Below are 18,330 nucleotides of genomic sequence, written 5' to 3'. Positions count from 1 at the left end.
CCCCGGCGGCCGGAGGTCCCGCGCGGCCGGTCAGCCGGCCGCGCGCCAGGCCTCGGTCAGGGCGCCGACCGCACCCGCCGGATCGCCGGTGAGCAGCAGGTGGTCGGCCCGGGCGAAGGGCTTCGCCGTGCGTTCGGTGAGGTGCTCGCCGATCCGGTCCTGGACCATCAGGCGGGCGCGTTCCACCAGCCGGCGGGCGGCCGGGGACTTCCCCTGGCCGGCCTGCTGGAGGGCGCGGGCGGCCAGGCCGAGGGCGCGCAGGGCCGGTTCGCCGCCGCGCGGGACCTCGCGGAGGGTGGTGAGGCCCCAGCCGTACGGGAACTGCGGGTCGTACGCCGTGTCGCCGACGTTCAGCGGCAGTTGGCCCTCCGACTTCGGCCAGCTGACCGGGAGTTGCCCGGTGAAGGGCCGGCGGCCGTAGAGGACGTCGGCGACTCCGTCGCCCTCGGTGCCGGGCAGCCAGGACGCCACCAGGGCGTCGATGGCGGGCAGCCGGTCGCCGATGAGCTGGGGGCGGCCGGAGACGACGAGGACGACGCAGGGCATCGCGGCGCAGACCCGGTCGACGGCCGCCTGGTCGGCGGCGTCGAGCTCCAGGTCGTGCCCGTTGCCCACGTCGCCCATGCCTTCGGCGTACGGCCGCTCGCCGACGACGACCACGCCGACGTCGTGTCCGGCGGTGGGCGCCGAGGCGTCCTTCGAGTAGGTGGGCGGGGCGCCGGGGTCGGCGGACTTCCGCAGGGCCTCCAGGACGGTGGTGCCGGTGGTGGTCCGGCCGGAGGAGCCCTGCCAGGTGACGGTCCAGCCGCCGGCCTGGTTGCCGAGGTCGTCGGCGTTGGACCCGGCCACGTAGACGCGCTGGTCCGGCTTGAGCGGCAGCACGCCGCCGGCGTTCTTCAGGAGCACCTGGGAGGCGGCGGCCGCCTCGCGTGCCACGGCGCGGTGCTCGGCCGAGCCGACCGAGGCGAGGTGGGTGGTGTCCGCGTACGGCTTCTCGAAGAGGCCGAGCCGGAACTTCTGGGTGAGGATGCGGGCGACGGCGTCGTCGATCCGGGCGGCCGGGATGCGGCCGGCCTCGGTCTCGGCGACCAGGGTCCGGGTGAACTCCTGGTAGTTCGTCGGCACCATGATCATGTCGAGGCCGGCGTTGACCGAGGTCCGCACGTCGCTCGGGTAGTCGCCGGGGATCTGGTCGATGGCCTGCCAGTCGCTGATGACGAAGCCCTCGAAGCCCATCCGGTCCTTGAGCACGCCGTTGATCATCTCGGCGTTGGCGTGCATCTTCACGGGGCCCTGGTCGTCGCCCAGGACGTCGAGCGAGGAGTACGAGGGCATGACCGTGCCCACGCCGTGCTTCACGGCCTCGCCGAACGGCGCGAGGTGCACGGCCTCCAGCTCCTGGCGGGTGACCCGGGTGACGCCCTGGTCGATGGTGTACGAGCCGGTGGTGGAGGAGCCGAACTCCGTGCCGCCGTCGCCGACGAAGTGCTTGGCGGTGGTCAGCACCTTGTCGTTCCGGTCGAGGTCGCTGCCGTCGCGGGCGCCCTGCATGCCCGCGATGACGCTCTCCATGGCGGTCACCAGGGCCGGGTCCTCGCCGAAGGACTCGTACGAGCGGCCCCAGCGTTCGTCGCGGGTCACGCACAGGCAGGGCGCGAAGTCCCAGGGCACTCCGGTGGCCCGTACCTCCTTGGCGGTGACGGCGCCGGTGCGGGCGGCGAGGCCGGGGTCGCGCGCGGCGCCGATGCCGATGTTGTGCGGCATGACCGTCGCGCCGACCAGGTTGTTGTGCCCGTGCACCGCGTCCACGCCGTAGACCAGCGGGATCTGCAGCCGGGTGGCCCGGGTGCGCAGCTGGTAGGCGTCGGTCATCCGGGCCCAGGCCTCGGGGGTGTTCGGGGTGGGCACGGAGCCGCCGCCGGAGAGCAGGGAGCCGAGTTCGTAGCCGGCGATGTCGCCGGGCGAGCGCAGGGCGTTGCGCTCGGCCTGGGTCATCTGGCCGGCCTTCTCGCGGAGCGTCATCCGGGAGAGCAGGTCGGCGACCCGCTTCTTCACCGGCAGCCGCGGGTCGAGGTAGGGCAGGCCGTGGGCGTTGACGGCGACGACCGGGGTCTCGGCCGGCGGCTTCGCGCCGTCGACGGTGAGCTTGACCGGGATCGTCTCGGCCTCTTCGGCGGTCTGGTCCTTCAGGGTGGTGACGGTGATCGAGCGGGTGGTGCCGGAGGGCGTGCCGGCGGGGAAGACGAGGGTGCCGCTGACCGGCGTGTAGTCGCCGCCGGGCCGGGCGGGCCCGGCGTCCTCGGTGGTGTACGCGACGGTCACCGGCCCGCCGGTCGGCTGGGAGCCGGTGGTGGCGACCGAGACGTCGATCCGGGCGGTGCCGCCCTCGTCGACCGGGTGCACCACGGCGCCCGTGACGACCCGGGTGTTGAGGGCCGGTTCGGCCGTCCCGTACAGCTCGACGCCGTCGAGGGCGAAGCGGCCGCCCGGGGAGCCGGTGGGCAGGGTGAGCGCGTAGCCCCACATCGCGTCGAGGCCGAGGACCTGGTCGATGCCGCCGACCGGCTGGTAGTCGGCGCGGTACCGGAACTCCGAGAAGGGGATCTCGACGAGGTGCCAGCCCTCCCAGTCGTCGGTGAAGGAGGTGGTCCACAGCTCGGAGGCCTCGCCGTTGGCGCCGCCGTCCTTGATCTCGAAGCTGATCCGCTTTCCGGAGCCGGGCGGCAGCGGGGCGGTGTTCTGACCGTACCACCAGAAGCGGATGCCCTTGTACGCGGTCCAGTCCTGGGCCGGCCGGTCGAAGGCGAAGTCGTGGGTGAAGCCGCCCCAGCCGCTGATGTCGTAGCGTCCTTCGAGGACCTTGGCGCCCTCGGGGGCGTCGGCGCGCTCGGCGAGGCTCAGCGTGGGGTGGTCGTCGGCGTCGCTGCCCCAGGTGAACAGGCCCTCGGCGGGCGGTGCGGCGAAGGGCACCTCGCCCTCGAAGCGGTCGACGGGCCGGGGCGCCGGGTCGGCCGCAGGGGCGGCGGCGCTCGGCACGGCTCCGGCGAGCAGTCCGGCGAGGACGGCGGTGGCGGCGAGCGCCGCGGCGCCCGCCCTTCTTCGGCGGCGTGGCCGGGTGCGCAGGTGCGGTCGGGGGTGCGGGTGCGGCATGCGGAGGGTCTCCCGGTGAGTGGGTCGGTGGTCAGGAGGGCTGGTGGGTCCACTTCTGGTTGGCGGCGCCGGTGCAGGTCCAGATCTGCGTGCGGGTGCCGTCGGCGGAGCTGTTGCCGGTGACGTCGAGGCACTTGTCGGCGGCCGTGTTGACGACGTCGTGCGTGGCGGCGTTGTACGACCAGCGTTGGGCGCCGGTGCCGTTGCACGTGTAGAGCTGAACCTTGGTGCCGTCGGCGGTCCCCGCCGCGGTGACGTCGAGGCACTTGCCGAGGGCGCGGACGGAGCCGTCGGCGGCGAGGGTCCAGCGCTGGGCGGCGGTGCCGTTGCAGGTGTAGAGCTGCACCGGGGTGCCGTCGGCGGTGGCCGCGCCGGCCACGTCCAGGCACTTGCCGGCGAGCCCGGTCAGCGGCCCGGTGGGCGCGCTCGCCGCCGTGCCGGCCCAGGTGAAGGTGGCGGTGGTGCGCGCGGGGAGGCTGTACGTGAAGGACTGGCCGCCCCAGTCGACGCGGAGGGACTGCGCGGAGGCGCCGGGGTTGTGGGCGATGAGCGCCTTGGAGCCGTCGGGGTTGCGCCAGGCCACGTTCGGCACGGCGGAGTCGGCCGTGGAGGCGATGCGGTACGCGCCGGGGCGCACGAACTTGGTGAGGTGGCCGGTCGTGTAGTACTCGATGGTGTAGTCGACCTGGCCGGCGCGGGGGCCGCCCTCCTGGACGGTGATCAGTCCGGTGCAGGTGCCGCAGCCGCCGTTGTGCGGGCCCATGTCCTGGTTGAGCGCCAGGCTCCACTTGGTCAGGCTGCTGCTCCAGTTGCGGGCGTAGCCGACGATGTCCTTGAGGTCCTCGTCGTGCTGGTTGGCGATCCAGGTGCCGCCGGAGTGCTCGGTGCTGAACTGCCGGACGTTCGGGTACTGGTCGTGGACCTGGCTGCCGACGGCCGGGTCGCCGAAGTAGCCGTGCCAGGCGATGCCGCCGAACAGCGGGTCCTCGCGCACGCCCGCGTCGTTGAGGACGCCGGAGCCGAAGTTCGCGTAGTCGCCGTAGTTCCAGTCGTGCACCAGGACCTTGGTGGTGATCCCGGCGGCCCGGAAGGCCGGGTAGAGGTGGTTCTTGGTGAACTCGACCAGACCGGAGGGGTTCCAGCTCATGCCGGGGTAGTTCATGGCGGTGGGGTTGCTCGCCTGGCAGCAGTTGGGCTCGTTCTGGACGGAGAGGTAGTCGACCGTGACGCCGGCCGCCCGGTAGCTCTGCACGTACTTCACCAGATACTGGGCGTAGAGCGGGTAGTACTCCCACTTCAGCCAGCCCATCTGGTCCATCCGGCCGTTGTCCTTCATCCAGCCGGGTGCACTCCAGGGCACCGCCTTGAGCCGGAGCGCCGGATTGAGCTGCTTGGCCTGGACGGTCAGCAGGCGCACGTCGGTGTCGTAGCCGTTGGCGCCGAAGTCGCTCAGGTCGCAGCAGGTGTCGTCGAGCGAGACGTTGCCGGGCCGGGAGAGGTCGGAGGCGCCGATCGGGTTGCGGACGAAGGAGAGGCCGATGCCCTCGGTGGGCGAGAACAGCTTCCGCATCACCTGGTCGCGGGTGGCGGCGCTGACGGCGCCGCCGCGCAGGAGGTAGGCGGTGGTGTCGGTGATCGACGCGCCGCCGCCCTCGAACCGCTGGTACGTGGTGTTCTCGTCGACCGTGAGGGTGTGGCCCGCGCTGCCGCCGGCCGGGCCGAAGGCGAGCGGCGCCTGCGGGGCGAGGCCCCGGGTGACGGTGCGGCCGCCGGCGTCGGAGGTGGTGGTCAGCCAGACGTCGACCCGCTCGCCGGCGGCCTCGGCGACCCCGGGGCCGGTCATGACCAGGCCGCTCGCGAGGAGGGCGCCGGCCAGGAGGGCGGCGAGCCGGCGGGGGCGGCGGGGCCGGTGCCCGGTGCGGGCGCCGGTCCGGAACCTGCTCTTGTGATGCACCTGACAGGCCTTTCGGTGGGGGGCCAGGTCTCTTCGGACTTTCCTTAAGGCGTGAAGCTATGGAGGACCCACCCGCCCGTCAACCCCTCTCGCGTACAACTCCCGAACACGGGAAGCGGGTTGGAGTCGAATTCGTCCCAAGGTCTTGTCGGCATGGTCCGGACCATGGCACTGTTCGTTGCCGTCCACGACCCCTGACCGTCGGCGGTGACAACGATGTCCGCACCCCCCTCTCGACGATCACGACTCCTGCTGGCCCTCGGCCTCGGATGCGCCACGGTGGCCGCCCTGGTGAGCCCCGCCTCGCAGCAGTCCGCGCAGGCGGCGCCCGCGGCGCGGGCGGTGACCCGGGCCGCCGCGGCCGAAGTCGGCGTCCAGGCCACCACGTTCAGCGACGAGTTCAACGCCCCCGCGGGCACGCCGGTCGACGCCTCCAAGTGGAACCTGGAGACCGGCGACAACGTGAACAACCACGAGCGCCAGTACTACACGAACTCCACCCGCAACGCCGTGCACGACGGCCAGGGCAACCTGGTCATCACCGCCCGGCGCGAGAACCCGGGCAACTACACCTGTTGGTACGGGCGTTGCGAGTACACCTCGGCCCGGCTCAACACCGCGGGCAAGTTCACGCAGACGTACGGCACCTTCGAGGCCCGCATGAAGATGTCGCGCGGCCAGGGCATGTGGCCCGCGTTCTGGATGCTCGGCAACGACATCGGCAGCGTCGGCTGGCCGCAGAGCGGCGAGATCGACGTCATGGAGAACGTCGGCTTCGAGCCGAACACCGTGCACGGCACCATCCACGGCCCCGGCTACTCCGGCTCGGGCGGCATCGGCGCCCCGTACACGATCGGCTCGCCGTTCGCCGACGCCTTCCACACCTTCCGGGTCGAGTGGTCACCGGACCGGCTGGTCTGGAAGGTCGACGGCGTCACGTACCAGACGCGCACCTCCGCCGACCTCGGCGGCCGCGACTGGGTCTTCGACCACCCGTTCTTCCTCATCCTCAACCTCGCGGTCGGCGGCTACTGGCCGGGCGACCCCGACGGCAGCACACCGATGCCGAACACCCTGACCGTCGACTACGTCCGGGTCACCAACGACCAGCCGGCCCCGCCGACGGGCGGCGGCCCGATCACCGGCCTCGCCGGCAAGTGCGTGGACGTCGCCGGGGCGAACCCCGCGAACGGCACCCCGGTCCAGCTCTACGACTGCAACGGCACCCCCGCCCAGCAGTGGACCGTGAACGCCGACGGCACGATCCGCGCGCTCGGCAAGTGCCTGGACGTCACCGCCGGCTCCACGGCCGACGGCGCCAAGCTCCAGTTGTACGACTGCAACGGCACCGGCGCGCAGAAATGGCGGGTCGAGGCGGCCAAGGACATCGTGAACGTCCCGGCCGACAAGTGCCTCGACGTCCCGAACAGCAACGCGGCCAACGGCACCCGGCTGCAGATCTGGACCTGCAACGGCACCGCGGCCCAGAAGTGGACCGTGGGCTGAGGCTCCGGACGAGTGACCAGTGACCAGTGACCAGTGACGAGTCACGCGTGACGCACCGGGCGCGGGCCCGGTCGACGGCGGTCGACCGGGCCCGTACGCGTACGGGCTACGGCACGAAGCGCAGCGCCCACTCCGCACGGTTCGCGACCGCCAGGTCCTCGTCCTCCGTGAGCGGGCGCAGCAGACGCTCGGCGCCCTTCGGGTCGGCCTGCACCAGGTCGACGATCTCGGCGGCGAGACCGTCCTGGTCGTCGCCCAGGTCCACGGCCGAGGCGCGGACCAGGACCGGCAGCCGGTCGGGGCCGCCCAGCGCGGCGATGACGCCGCCGAGCAGCTCGCGGCCGTAGGAGTTGCGGTCGGCGACCGAGCGGTCGAGCTCGGCCTCCAGGCGCGGGAGCAGCTCCCGGTCGCCGCTCGCCGCGATCTCGTCGGCGAGGTCGATGGTCTCGTCGACGTCGGCGTCGAGGTCGTCGAGCATCCCGATCAGCCGGGTCACACGGGCGTCGTCGGTCATGGTGCCTCCTGGAAAGCGCCGTCCGCGGGGACAGGGGCGGGGACGGGGACGGTGGTCGACGCGTCGATCCCGGCGGTCGCCGCCACGCCCTCGGGACGGCCGTACTCGTACAGTTCACGTCCCGGCGCGCAGCCGTGCAAGGCGGCGGCCGGGTCCTTCGTGGCGGTCCACGGCGTGGCCGCCGCGGTCGCCCCGGGCGGGGCGACCCGCATCAGAGCTCGGTCACCCGGCCGTCCGCGACCTGGATGCGGCGGGTGGTGCGCACCGCGTCCAGCATCCGCCGGTCGTGGGTGACGAGCAGGAGCGTGCCGTCGTAGGAGTCGAGGGCCGACTCCAGCTGCTCGATCGCCGGCAGGTCGAGGTGGTTGGTCGGCTCGTCGAGGACGAGCAGGTTCACGCCCCGGCCCTGGAGCAGGGCGAGCGCGGCGCGGGTGCGCTCGCCGGGCGAGAGGGTGGTGGCCGGCCGCAGCACGTGGTCGGCCTTGAGGCCGAACTTGGCGAGCAGGGTGCGCACGTCCGCCGGCTCGGTGTCGGGCACGGCCGCGCAGAAGGCGTCGAGCAGGGTCTCGGTGCCGTGGAAGAGCTTGCGGGCCTGGTCGACCTCGCCGACGACGACGCCGGGGCCGAGCGCCCCGTCGCCCGAGTCCAGCGGCAGCCGGCCGAGGAGGGCGGCGAGCAGGGTGGACTTGCCGGCCCCGTTGGCGCCGGTGATGGCGACCCGGTCGGCCCAGTCGATCTGGAGGCTGACCGGCCCGAAGGAGAAGTCGCCGCGCTTCACGGCGGCCTCGCGCAGGGTCGCCACGACGGCGCCGGAGCGGGGCGCGGCGGCGATCTCCATGCGCAGCTCCCACTCCTTGCGGGGCTCCTCGACGACGTCCAGGCGCTCGATCATGCGCTGGGTCTGGCGGGCCTTGGCGGCCTGCTTCTCGCTGGCCTCGCCGCGCAGCTTGCGCCCGATCTTGTCGTTGTCGGTGGCCTTGCGGCGGGCGTTGCGGACGCCCTTGTCCATCCAGTTGCGCTGCATCAGGGCGCGGGACTCCAGGGACGCCTTCTTGTCGGCGTACTCCTCGTACTCCTCGCGCGCGTGCCGGCGGGCGGTGGCCCGCTCCTCCAGATAGGCCTCGTAGCCGCCGCCGTACAGGGTGATCCGCTGCTGGGCGAGATCGAGCTCCAGGACCTTGGTGACGGTGCGGGTGAGGAACTCGCGGTCGTGGCTGATGACGACGGTGCCGGCGCGCAGCCCCTGGACGAAGGCCTCCAGGCGTTCCAGGCCGTCGAGGTCCAGGTCGTTGGTGGGCTCGTCGAGGAGGAAGACGTCGTAGCGGGAGAGCAGCAGCGAGGCGAGTCCGGCGCGGGCGGCCTGGCCGCCCGAGAGCGCGGTCATCGGCTGGTCGAGGCCGACGGTGAGGCCGAGCGAGGCGGCCACCTCCTCGGCCCGCTCGTCGAGGTCGGCGCCGCCGAGGTCGAGCCAGCGCTCCAGGCTGACGGCGTACGCGTCGTCCGCTCCAGGCGCGCCGTCGACGAGGCCCTGGGTGGCCTCGTCCATGGCGGCCTGGGCGGCGGCCACGCCGGTGCGCCGGGCCAGGAACTCACCGACGGTCTCGCCCTCGCGCCGCTCCGGCTCCTGCGGCAGGTGCCCCACGGTGGCGGTGGGCGGCGAGAGCCGCAGCTCGCCCTCCTCGGGGGTGTCGAGCCCGGCGAGCAGCCTGAGCAGCGTGGACTTGCCGGCGCCGTTGACGCCGACGAGGCCGATCACGTCCCCGGGGGCGACGACGAGGTCGAGCCCGGAGAAGAGGGAGCGTTCGCCGTGGCCGGCGGCGAGGTCCTTGGCGACGAGGGTGGCAGTCATCAGGGAACGAATCCTAGGCGAGACCCACGATATCCCCGGGCCGGGGCGGTCCCGCAGGGGGGGCGGAGGCCGCGGGCTGCTGCCCGGCAGGCGCCGGGGCGGTCCCGCAGGCCGGCGGAGGCCGCAGGCTGCTACCCGCGGGCGGGCCGGTTCCGCCCGGGCCGGGGCGGTCCCGCAGGGGGGCGGAGGCCGCGGGCTGCTACCCGCGGGCGGGCCGGTTCCGCCCCGGGCCGGGCGGTCCCGCAGGGCGGCGGAGGCCGCGGGCTGCTACCCGCGGGCGGGCCGGTTTCGCCCCGGGCCGGGGCGGTCCCGCAGGGCGGCGTGGGCCGGGGGCCGGGGGCCGCTGCCCGTCAGGCGGGCCGGGCCGGAGCCGGCGCCCGGGCCGGCGCGCGGGGCAGGTCGTGCGCCGGGCGGGCCGGGTGTCTCGGGCCCGTACGGGAGCGCCCCGGCCCGGATCCGTACGGGTCCGGGCCGGGGCGTCAGCCGATGGGCGGGGCGGGGGCGTCAGCGCGGGAAGGGCTTCGGCGCGTCGTCGTCGGCGTCCTGGCAGGCCTTGGCCTTGCGCTCCAGGGCGGCGGCCTGGTCGCGGGCCTTGCGGGCCGCGGCCTTCTCGCCGAGGCGGTCCAGCTTCGCGGCCTTGTTGCGCAGCTCGGCGGCCTGCTGGCGGAGCTTGGCGACGTTGCAGGTGATCGTCGTGCCGGTGGCCGCCTGGGCGGCCGGGGCGGTCGCGGTCTGGCCGAGCAGCAGGCCCCCGGCCAGCAGCGTCGTGGCGGCCAGGGCCGTCAGGGTGCGGCGCAGCGGCGTCGCGTTCGTCATGGAGATCTCCGACTTCCGGGCCCTCGGGGCCCGTTCAGGCATGGTCAGTACCGATCCGTGACCCTAGCCCGGGATGATCATCCGACCCCGCCCTCCGGCGGCGCCGCTCACCGGCTTCTCAACACCTCTCCACAGGCTCTCCGCGAGTGAGTCCGTACCCGGCCCGCGGGTCGAGCAGCAGGGGCACCAGGGCGCGCTGCGGCTGGCGCAGCGGTACGAGCACGCCGCCGCCCTCGCCCTCGGCGCGCACCGCGACCCCGTGCAGGGCGAGCTCGTCGCCGGCCTGTGCGTACTGATCCGCCGTCAGGCGGTAGCCGCAGGGCGGGTCCTGGAGGATTTCGGCCGGCTCGGCGGGGTCGTTGTCGGCGCCGCCGAGGAACACCGGGCCGCGGTCGGCGAGGCCGGCGTGCCGCGACTGGGCGGTGGCCGCCGCGAGTCGTCCGGCGCGCTCCTCCACGTAGCCGAACGCGCCGTGGAGGGCGGCCCGTTGGGTGGCGACCCGGCGCAGGTGGTTGCGGGCCGGGTCGGTCTGCTCGGCCGGGTCGAGGGCGTCCTCGCGGGTCTCCACGAGCAGCCCGACGGCGTGCTTGAGGCCGGCCGTGTTGCGCAGGATGCGCTCCTGGCCGTCGCCGGCGACCTGCTTGAGCGGCTCGCCGGTGTAGGGGTCGGTCCAGATGCCGTAGATGCCGCTGCTGAAGCCGGCGCGTCCGGCGGCGGGCCGCACGTACGCCTCGGAGAGGGTGCGGGACTCGGCGTGGACGGCGGGGTCGGTGTTGAGGTTGCGCGGCCAGAGGGCCAGCAGGTCCTTGTCGTAGTAGGGCGGGGTGGCGCTGTACTCGTGGAGGTCGTAGACGAGTTCCGGCCGTCGGTCGCGGATGACGGCGGCGAGGGTCCGGGCCTCCGCGGTGCGCAGCGCGAGGTGGTCGCGGTTGATGTCGATGCCCGCGCCGTTGCCGCGGGTGTCGGCGGCGCGTCCGTCGGGGTTGGCGGTGGGAACGACGAGCAGGGTGGTGCGGGCCAGGAGGCGGCGGGTGGGCTCGCCGCGGTCGTGGGCGAGGTCGCGCAGGGTGCTCAGGCAGGCCTCGCGCCCGGCGGGTTCGTCGCCGTGCTGGGAGCAGATGAGCAGGACGCGGGTCGGGCCGGTGCCGAGCGTGGCGAGCCGCAGCGGGCGGCCCTGCGCGGTGGTGCCCACGGTGCGGACGGCGATGCGGTCGCTGCCGCGGTCGAGGGCGGCCAGGAAGGCCGTCTCCTCGGCCTCGCCGGTCCACCGGGCGCCGCCGCTCCCCTCGAATCCGGTGCGCGGGGGCGGGGGCGGGAGCGCGCTGCCGGCCGCCGGGGTGGGCGCGGCGAGCAACGGCAGGGCGAGGGCGGCGACGCAGGCCGGGACCAGGAGCGCGCGCCGGGGGCTGCGGGAGGTGCGGGTCGTCGTCAGCGGCATGGGGCGGAACGTACCGCTCCCCACGGGCGCGCAAAAGAGGGCCGTCACGGACAAGGGGTGCGGACGAGACGGGCGGAACGAGTGGTTCATGTCGGCCGAATGACGATCATGTGGCGGTGGGCGCTCTGGACGTGACGGCCCGTCGGGGCCTGAATAGTCTCGCTAAGGACCGACGGGCGGCTGTGCGGCTTACCTCTCGCTGCGCAGTCCACCGGCGGGGACGACTGACCGACGACCGAGCAGGGAGAACCCCGTGCACCGCAGAATCATCGTTCCGAGTGCCCTCGCGGCCTCACTGCTGCTGGCGATCCCGGCGTCGGCGGCCGACTTCTCGCCGGGCGCGCCGGGCATCGGCGACTCCTACTACCCCGCCAGCGGCAACGGCGGCTACGACGTGTCCCACTACGACCTGCGGCTGAAGTACCAGCCCGCGACGGACCTGCTGGAGGGCACGGCGACGCTGGTCGGCACGACGAAGCAGAACCTGTCCCGCTTCAACCTCGACCTCGGTCTGAAGGTGAGCGAGGTGCGGGTGAACGGGCAGCGGGCGACGTTCGCCACCTCCGGCGAGCACGAGCTGGAGGTCACCCCGGCGACACCGCTCGCCAAGAACAAGTCCCTGTCGGTGGTGGTCCGTTACGCGGGCAAGCCGTCCGAGCTGAAGATCGGCGGCTGGACGGCCTGGCACCGCACCCCCGACGGCGGCGTGGCGGCGCAGGAGCCGGACTCGGCCGTCTGGTGGTTCCCGTCGAACGACCACCCGCTGGACAAGGCCACCTTCGACGTCTCGGTCCTCGTGCCGGACGGCACCCAGGCGATCAGCAACGGCGTGCTGCAGTCGCAGTCCAGCCGGCTGGGCTGGACCCGCTTCAACTGGCGCTCCAACAAGCCGCAGGCGACGTACCTCGCCACGCTCGCCGTGGGCCGGTTCGACATCACCACGGACCGGACCGCGAACGGACTGCCGGTCCTCAACGCCTACAGCAAGGACCTCGGCGACAACGACGGCGCGGCACGCGCCTCGATCGAGCGCACGGCCGAGGTCGCGGAGTGGCTGGAGTCGCTCTACGGCCCCTACCCCTTCAACTCCCTCGGCGGCTACGTCCCCAACGTGACCAGCGGCTACGCCCTGGAGACGCAGACCCGGCCGTTCTACAGCCCGCGCCAGTTCGCCAACGGCGCCAACGTCTCGGTGGTCGTGCACGAGCTGGCCCACCAGTGGTACGGCGACAGCGTCTCGGTCGCCGACTGGAAGGACATCTGGATCAACGAGGGCTTCGCCCGCTACAGCCAGTGGCTCTGGTCCGAGAAGGAGGGCGAGGGCACGGCCCAGGAGCTGGCCGACTACGTGTACGGCTCGCGGGCGGCGGACGACCCGTTCTGGACGGTGAAGCCGGGTGACCCGGGCGCGGACGACCAGTTCCACATCGCCGTCTACGACCGGGGCGCGCTGGCCCTCCAGGCGCTGCGCAACGCGGTGGGCGACGAGGACTTCTTCGCCGTCCTGAAGGGCTGGCCGCAGGAGCACGCGTACGGCAACGCGCGCGTGGCCGACTTCGTGACGTACGCCGAGCGGGTCTCCGGCAAGCCGCTCGCCGCCCTCTTCGACACCTGGCTCTACCAGCCGGTCAAGCCGGCGGCCCCGGCGGCGACGGCGGCCGGTCTGGCGGCGGCACCGGCCGCGGAGGCGCCGGGCGGGAAGGCGCCGGGCGCGGCGCGCACTCCGGTGGCCCCGAAGTCCTGGAAGAAGATCGCGGCGACCAACACGATCCACGAGCACGACGGGCACTGAGCCGGGTCGAACGGATCCGAGCCACACGGGCCGGCGCCCTCGTCCCACGGTCGGGTGGGACGAGGGCGCCTGATGCCTGATGCCTCATGCCGGGAAGCCGGTCCGGCCGGGCAGCCGGGGCGGAACGGGAGCCGTGGGCCTCAGCCGCGGCGGGCCTGCCACTCGGGGGCGAGGATGCCCCAGATCTGCTTGTCGTGGCGGGCGCCGCCGTACGGCCAGGCCTCCCGGCGGGTGCCTTCCAGGGTCATGCCGAGCCGCTCGGCCACGGCGGAGCTGCGGGTGTTGTCGGCCCGGCAGTGCCACTCGGCGCGGTGCAGACCGCGCTCGCCGAAGGCCCAGTCGAGCAGCCGGGCGCAGGCCTCGGTGACCAGTCCGTGGCCCTCCGCCGCCGGCTCCAGCCAGCAGCCCAGCTCGCAGCCGCCGGAGGCCGCGTCGAAGGAGACGAACATGACGCCGCCGACCAGCTTCCCGTCCAGCCACAGGCCGTAGAGGCGGCCACCGTCGGAGGCTCGGCGCTCGCCGTACCGGACCAGGGTGGCCCGGGCGCCCGCCACGTCGTCGGTGACGAAGCCCGGGCCGACCCAGGGCCGGATGTGCTCGCGCGCCCGGTCGAGGTGGGCGGCGAACTCCTCGGCGTGCCAGGTCTCCAGCGGGCGGAGCTCGGCGTTGTCCCGCAAGGGGAGGGCGAACATGCTGACCCCATTCACACAACAAGCGTTATGACTATTACCGTAGCAGCATGCCACGTACCAAGGGAGATCACGAGGCCCGGCGCCGTGAGGTCTCCGAGGCCGTCTGGCGGGTGCTCGCCGCGCAGGGCTTCGACGGCCTCACGCTGCGCGCCGTCGCCGCCGAACTCGGCGCCACCACCGGACTGCTCACCCACTACTTCCCGGCCAAGCGCGACCTGGTCCGGCACGCCCTCGACCTGCTCGACGCGCGCACCGCCGCCCGGCCCCGCCGGGCCGGCGGCGAGGGCCTGGCCGCCGTGCGCGCCGCGCTCCTCGACATCCTGCCGCTGACCCCCGAGGCCACGGCGAGCAACCGGATCTGGGTCTCCTCCTGGGACACCGCCCTCGCCGACCCCGGCCTGAGCAGCGACCACGCCGCCCGCTACGCCCGCGGCCGGGCCCGGCTCACCGAGCTGGTCGCCGCGGCCCAGGAGCGCGGCGAACTGCCGCCGGGCGACCCGGACCGCGTGGCCGCCGGCGCCCAGTCCTTCGCCCTCGGCCTGGTCGTCCAGGCCCTGCTCGACCCGGCCCGCTTCCCGCCCGAGGAGCAGGCCCGACTGCTCGACGACTACCTGGCGGCACTGGCCGCCGGTCCGCCGCTGTCCCCGGCATCGCGTAAGGTCCCGCCATGCGGCACGGAAGCCCGGAGGCAGGGGCACAACACGTAGGGACCGGCACGGAGTTCGCGGGCCCGGCGGCCGAGGGCGGGGACGGGTTCCCGACGGGGGTCGGGGCCGGGTACGAGGCCGGGATCGGTGAGGTCGACTGGGGTGCCCTCCGGCACGCGTACGGCTCCGCCGAGGACGTCCCCGCCTTGCTGCGGGCGGCGGGCGGGGCGGCCGATCCGGCCGAGCGCGCGGAGGCCTTCGACGAGCTGGGGTCCGCGCTCTGCCACCAGGGGTCCGTCTACTCCGCGACCGTCGCCGCCGTCCCCTTCCTCGCCCGGCTCGCGCAGGCGCCCGGCACCGGCACCCGGGACCGGCTGCGCTGTCTGTGGTGGCTGCTCGCCGCCGCCGACGGCAGCGGCAAGGAGCACGGGGAGGTGTGCCGGGCGGTGGCGACGGCGCTGCCCGGGCTGCTCGGGCTCGCCGCCGACGAGGACCGGGACGTCCGGCGCGCCCTGGTGTGGCTGATCACGGCGTGCGGCGAGGCCTCGCTGCCGCTGCTCCCGCTGCTGCGGGCCCGGCTCGCCGAGGAGCCGGACGCGGACGTCCGGGCCGACCTCGTCACGGCGCTCGGGCTGCTCGACGTCCCGCCCGCCGACGGCCCGTCCGCCGCGGAGGCGCGCAACCTGGCCCTCCTCGCCGGTGCGCCCGAACCGGCCGTACGGCGGGCGGCCGCGACCGAGCTGCTGCGCACCGCGCCGCTCCCCCTGCCCGCGCCCCTGGTGGAGGCCGCGCTCGACGCGTACGAGGCCGCCCCCGGCGAGGACGAACCGCACCCCTGGCCCGCCGCCTACCGGCCCCTCACCGACCGGCTGCTCGACGACCCGGACGCCGGCCTGCGCGCGGTCGCGCGCGGGCTGCCGCTGGCCTGGGAGCTCACGACGACCTGGCGGGACCGCGAGCGCGACGTCCTGCCGTACCTCGCCGCCGAGGCCGCCGAAGCGGCCGAGGCCGGTGACCCCGCCGGCCTGTGCCGGGTGGCCCGGGTCGCCGCAGCCCTGCCACGGGGCGAGGAACCCGACGGCCGGGCGGCTGGGGCGGCGCCAGGACCGAGCCGGGCGGGCGTCGCCCAGCTCGGTGCGCCCCAGCCCTGGCTGGAGCCGTTCCTCGCCTCCCCGGATCCGGCGCTGCGGATCGGCGCGACACTGGTGGCGGTACGGCTCCGGGCGCCCGGGGCGGTCGCGCTCGTGACCCGCCTCATGGACGAACTCCCCGAGGAGGCGGCCTCGTTGCGGCTCGCCCCGATGGCCCTGCCGGGTCTCGTCGTGACGGCGGCCGTGGCGGAGTTCGGCGCGGCGGCGGAGCCGGTGGCACGGCGGGTGGCCGAGCGGCCGCGCGGGGCGTGCCTGTCGGCCCTGGCGCCGTTCCCCGCGCTGGTGGCCTCCCACGCGGGAGCGCTGGCGGCCCTGCTGCCCGAGGCCCCGGCGGCGGTGGCACCGCTCCTCGCCGGCTGCGCGGCGGCCGAGCCCGCTCTGCGGGCCCACGCGGCGGCGGGCGATCCGGACGCGGCCACGGCCCTGGCCCGGCTCACCGGGGACGCCGGGCCCGCCCTCGCTCTCGTACGGGCGGAGCCGGACGCGCCGGCCCGGCGGACGGCGGCCGTGCGCGTGGCGAGCGCCCTCGGCCCGTCGGCACGGGCGCTGCTGCCGCTCGTGACGGAGCGGCTGGCCGCGCCGAGCCGGGAGAGCCGGGCGGCGGCCGCGACCGCGCTCTGGCGGATCACCGGCCGCACCGCGGACACGGCACCGCTCGTCGCGGCCCCGCTGGCCCGCCCGTACACCCCGCACGAGGTCCAGCTCGCCTCGCTGCGCACCCTGCTGGCGATGGGGGTGCTGCCGGCGGAGGCGCGGGACGCCGTGCGGACGCTCGCCCGCTCACCGCGCCGGGTGGTGTCCGACGGCCCCTTCGAGGGGCTCCCGCACCCGGACGTCGAGGCCCGGCGCCTCGCCCGCGAGCTCCTGGCGGCGACCGGGACGGCATGACATGAGCGCGAAGACCGTAGAAGCACCAGGCACAAAGGGACGATACGCATGACACCGATCACCGGCCTCGACCTCACCGGATTCACCGCGCTGGAGCCGGGGGTGTGGACCGACGGGCAGGGGCTGCTGCTGTCCGTGCACTTCTTCGACCTGGTGCCCGACCTGCCCGCCTCCCTCGACGAACCGGACCGGCTGCGCCACGGTCTGGCCCGGTTCGCCGCCGCCGCGGGCGCCGGCCTGATCGAGGCCGAGCTCGGCGCGGTGGACGCGCTGCCCGCCGTACGCCAGCTGATCAAGGTGCCGCAGACCCAGGGCCCTGCCGGGCACGGCGCCGCCGGGGGCCAGGGAGGTCACGGGCAGGCGTTCGTCGGGTCCTGGACGGTCCCGCGGGCCCGGTGCAGCGTCGTGGTGAAGGTGCAGGCGGGCGAAGGCCGCACGACCGGTCTCCGCGAGGCGCTGATACTCAACGAGGTCGGTCCGATGCACTACTTCACCGCGCACCCCTACGGCGCCGACATCACCGGCGGTCTGCCCTCCCACGCGGCGGACGACGAGCGCTGGGACGCGCGCTTCCCCGACCACCCCCTGACCCGGGTGCGGGCCGCCCTGCGCCGGATCACCCCGAGCCTGGAGCTGCACGAGGGCTTCAAGGCCCTCCCGCCCTTCGCGGCGCCGGCCGCCCTGTCGTGACCGGGCGGCCTGTCGTGACCGGGCGGCCGGTTCAGCGGCCCGGACGTGCCGACGCCCCGGTCTGCGTCCGGGCCGCCGCCCTCGCCTCCGCCCGGGCCCTGCGGGCGAGCGGGAGGTAGCGCAGGCGTTCCGGGAGCACCGGGACGACCACGCGGACGAACCGGCCGAGGCGGCGCAGCCGGCGCTCCTGCTCGGGGGTCCACTCCAGGCCGATGGCGGCGCGGGCCTCCGGCGGCATGAGGCCGACGGTGAGGAAGGCGCGGGCGCGCAGGAAGGGCCGGCGCAGCAGCGGCCAGAGCGCGCGCAGGGCGAGGCGCACCGGGAGCGGGCCGCGGTCGGGGGCCGGGACGGGCAGGTCGGTGGCGAGCAGTTCGCGGACCACGACGGTGGCCTCCAGCTCCTCGTCGAGGACGCGGCGGTAGTACGGCCAGAAGTCCTCGATCGTCTGCGGCATGTCCCGGTCGTGGATGCCGAGGATCCGTCCGACCTGGAGCCACTCGGCGTAGAGCCGGCGTTCCTGGGCCTCGGTGAGCGGGCGGAAGAGGTAGCCGAGGCCGTGGCGGTAGACCGGGTAGCCGGTGGCGTGCACCCAGGCGTAGAAGGCCGGGTCGAGGGCGTGGTAACGGCGCCCGTGGGCGTCGGTGCCGGTGATCGTCTTGTGCAGCGCGCGCAGCCTGCGGCCCTCGGCGGCGGCCTGCTCGCCGCCGTAGATCCACAGCTGGAGCGAGCGCAGGGAGCGCTCGCCGCGGCCCCAGGGGTCGGTGCGGAAGACGGAGTGGGCGTCGACCCCGGCGCCGACGGCGGGGTGCGCGACCTGCAGGGTGAGCGCGGCGGGCAGCATGAGCAGGGCGCGGACGTCACCGGCCAGGGTCCACAGGACGCCGCCGACGGGCGGCGGCACGGGGTCGGGGCGGCGCGCGGAGGTACGGCGCGCGGCGGCGGGTCCCGGGGCGGTGGCCGTCGCGGGGCGTGCCGAGCGCCCGCCGGCGCGGCCGTCATGGTCGAAACCGTGGCCGTGGCCGTGGCCGTCGGCGGCACGGCCGGCGCGGTCGGCGGCGTGGTCGTGGGCGTGGTCCGTCAACGCGGTCTCCCTCTCGTTCTCCCAGGCTGCCCGGGGCACGCGGGCCGGGCAAGCGTGCGCGGGGCGGCGGCCCGGCGGGGCCGGGGCGGCGCCGGTCCCGCCCGGACGCGGATACGACGCGGGGCCGCGGCCCGGGCCTGGTGAGCGGCCCGGGGCGCGGCC

General features: G+C 75.0%; 13 protein-coding genes. 5 read left to right on the top strand and 8 right to left on the bottom strand.

Translation table 11 applies throughout. The annotated features are described in order from the left end of the window. Nucleotides 1-30 precede the first annotated feature (30 nt). Complete coding sequence (locus tag ACIGW2_RS26240) at nucleotides 31-3,150, bottom strand: glycoside hydrolase family 3 protein (RefSeq protein ID WP_399846372.1); 3,120 nt, start codon at nucleotides 3,148-3,150, stop codon at nucleotides 31-33. Nucleotides 3,151-3,181: 31 nt separating this feature from the next. After that, nucleotides 3,182-5,026 carry a ricin-type beta-trefoil lectin domain protein gene (locus ACIGW2_RS26235; RefSeq protein ID WP_399846522.1) on the bottom strand — a complete coding sequence of 615 codons (1,845 nt, stop codon included), beginning with the start codon at nucleotides 5,024-5,026 and terminating at the stop codon, nucleotides 3,182-3,184. 294 nt (nucleotides 5,027-5,320) lie between these two features. Between ACIGW2_RS26235 and ACIGW2_RS26230 the strand changes: the two genes are divergently transcribed. Beyond that, nucleotides 5,321-6,610: a lectin gene (locus ACIGW2_RS26230; RefSeq protein WP_391655999.1), complete on the top strand. Its 1,290-nt coding sequence runs from the start codon at nucleotides 5,321-5,323 to the stop codon at nucleotides 6,608-6,610. A gap of 106 nt (nucleotides 6,611-6,716) precedes the next feature. Here ACIGW2_RS26230 and ACIGW2_RS26225 read toward each other — a convergent pair whose 3' ends face one another. The 4 genes from ACIGW2_RS26225 to ACIGW2_RS26210 form a co-directional block, all read right to left on the bottom strand. Further along, nucleotides 6,717-7,124, bottom strand: a complete 408-nt coding sequence (locus ACIGW2_RS26225) for a hypothetical protein (protein ID WP_361577366.1) — start codon at nucleotides 7,122-7,124, stop codon at nucleotides 6,717-6,719. A gap of 211 nt (nucleotides 7,125-7,335) precedes the next feature. Next, nucleotides 7,336-8,973: an ABC-F family ATP-binding cassette domain-containing protein gene (locus tag ACIGW2_RS26220; RefSeq protein ID WP_399846369.1), complete on the bottom strand. Its 1,638-nt coding sequence runs from the start codon at nucleotides 8,971-8,973 to the stop codon at nucleotides 7,336-7,338. Nucleotides 8,974-9,477: 504 nt separating this feature from the next. Beyond that, a complete protein-coding gene (locus tag ACIGW2_RS26215) occupies nucleotides 9,478-9,789 on the bottom strand; it encodes a hypothetical protein (protein WP_361577375.1) in 312 nt (103 codons plus the stop codon). Nucleotides 9,790-9,907: 118 nt separating this feature from the next. Then, a complete protein-coding gene (locus tag ACIGW2_RS26210; protein ID WP_399846365.1) occupies nucleotides 9,908-11,227 on the bottom strand; it encodes a M14 family metallocarboxypeptidase in 1,320 nt (439 codons plus the stop codon). Between the two features lie 253 nt (nucleotides 11,228-11,480). Here ACIGW2_RS26210 and ACIGW2_RS26205 point away from each other — a divergent pair, with 253 nt between their 5' ends. Next, a complete protein-coding gene (locus ACIGW2_RS26205; protein ID WP_399846363.1) occupies nucleotides 11,481-13,019 on the top strand; it encodes a M1 family metallopeptidase in 1,539 nt (512 codons plus the stop codon). A 140-nt stretch (nucleotides 13,020-13,159) separates the two neighbouring features. Here ACIGW2_RS26205 and ACIGW2_RS26200 read toward each other — a convergent pair whose 3' ends face one another. After that, nucleotides 13,160-13,711 carry a GNAT family N-acetyltransferase gene (locus tag ACIGW2_RS26200; RefSeq protein ID WP_391656004.1) on the bottom strand — a complete coding sequence of 184 codons (552 nt, stop codon included), beginning with the start codon at nucleotides 13,709-13,711 and terminating at the stop codon, nucleotides 13,160-13,162. Between the two features lie 47 nt (nucleotides 13,712-13,758). Here ACIGW2_RS26200 and ACIGW2_RS26195 point away from each other — a divergent pair, with 47 nt between their 5' ends. From ACIGW2_RS26195 to ACIGW2_RS26185, 3 genes are read left to right on the top strand one after another with little or no spacing between them, the layout of a single operon-like run. Beyond that, entirely contained in the window at nucleotides 13,759-14,418 is a 660-nt protein-coding gene (locus tag ACIGW2_RS26195; protein WP_399846361.1) for a TetR/AcrR family transcriptional regulator, read from the top strand. Next, nucleotides 14,379-16,397: a hypothetical protein gene (locus tag ACIGW2_RS26190; protein ID WP_399846359.1), complete on the top strand. Its 2,019-nt coding sequence runs from the start codon at nucleotides 14,379-14,381 to the stop codon at nucleotides 16,395-16,397. Before ACIGW2_RS26195 ends, ACIGW2_RS26190 begins: the two co-directional genes overlap by 40 nt. A gap of 48 nt (nucleotides 16,398-16,445) precedes the next feature. Then, nucleotides 16,446-17,087: a hypothetical protein gene (locus tag ACIGW2_RS26185; protein WP_399846357.1), complete on the top strand. Its 642-nt coding sequence runs from the start codon at nucleotides 16,446-16,448 to the stop codon at nucleotides 17,085-17,087. A gap of 31 nt (nucleotides 17,088-17,118) precedes the next feature. On the opposite strand, the gene ACIGW2_RS26180 is transcribed toward ACIGW2_RS26185, so the two are convergent. After that, nucleotides 17,119-17,988 carry an oxygenase MpaB family protein gene (locus ACIGW2_RS26180; RefSeq protein ID WP_391656164.1) on the bottom strand — a complete coding sequence of 290 codons (870 nt, stop codon included), beginning with the start codon at nucleotides 17,986-17,988 and terminating at the stop codon, nucleotides 17,119-17,121. Between the last annotated feature and the right edge of the window lie 342 nt (nucleotides 17,989-18,330).

It is taken from the genome of Streptomyces sp. NPDC053541 (assembly GCF_044544705.1).
Classification (GTDB): domain Bacteria; phylum Actinomycetota; class Actinomycetes; order Streptomycetales; family Streptomycetaceae; genus Streptomyces.
This window is presented reverse-complemented; position numbering and strand designations above follow the sequence as displayed.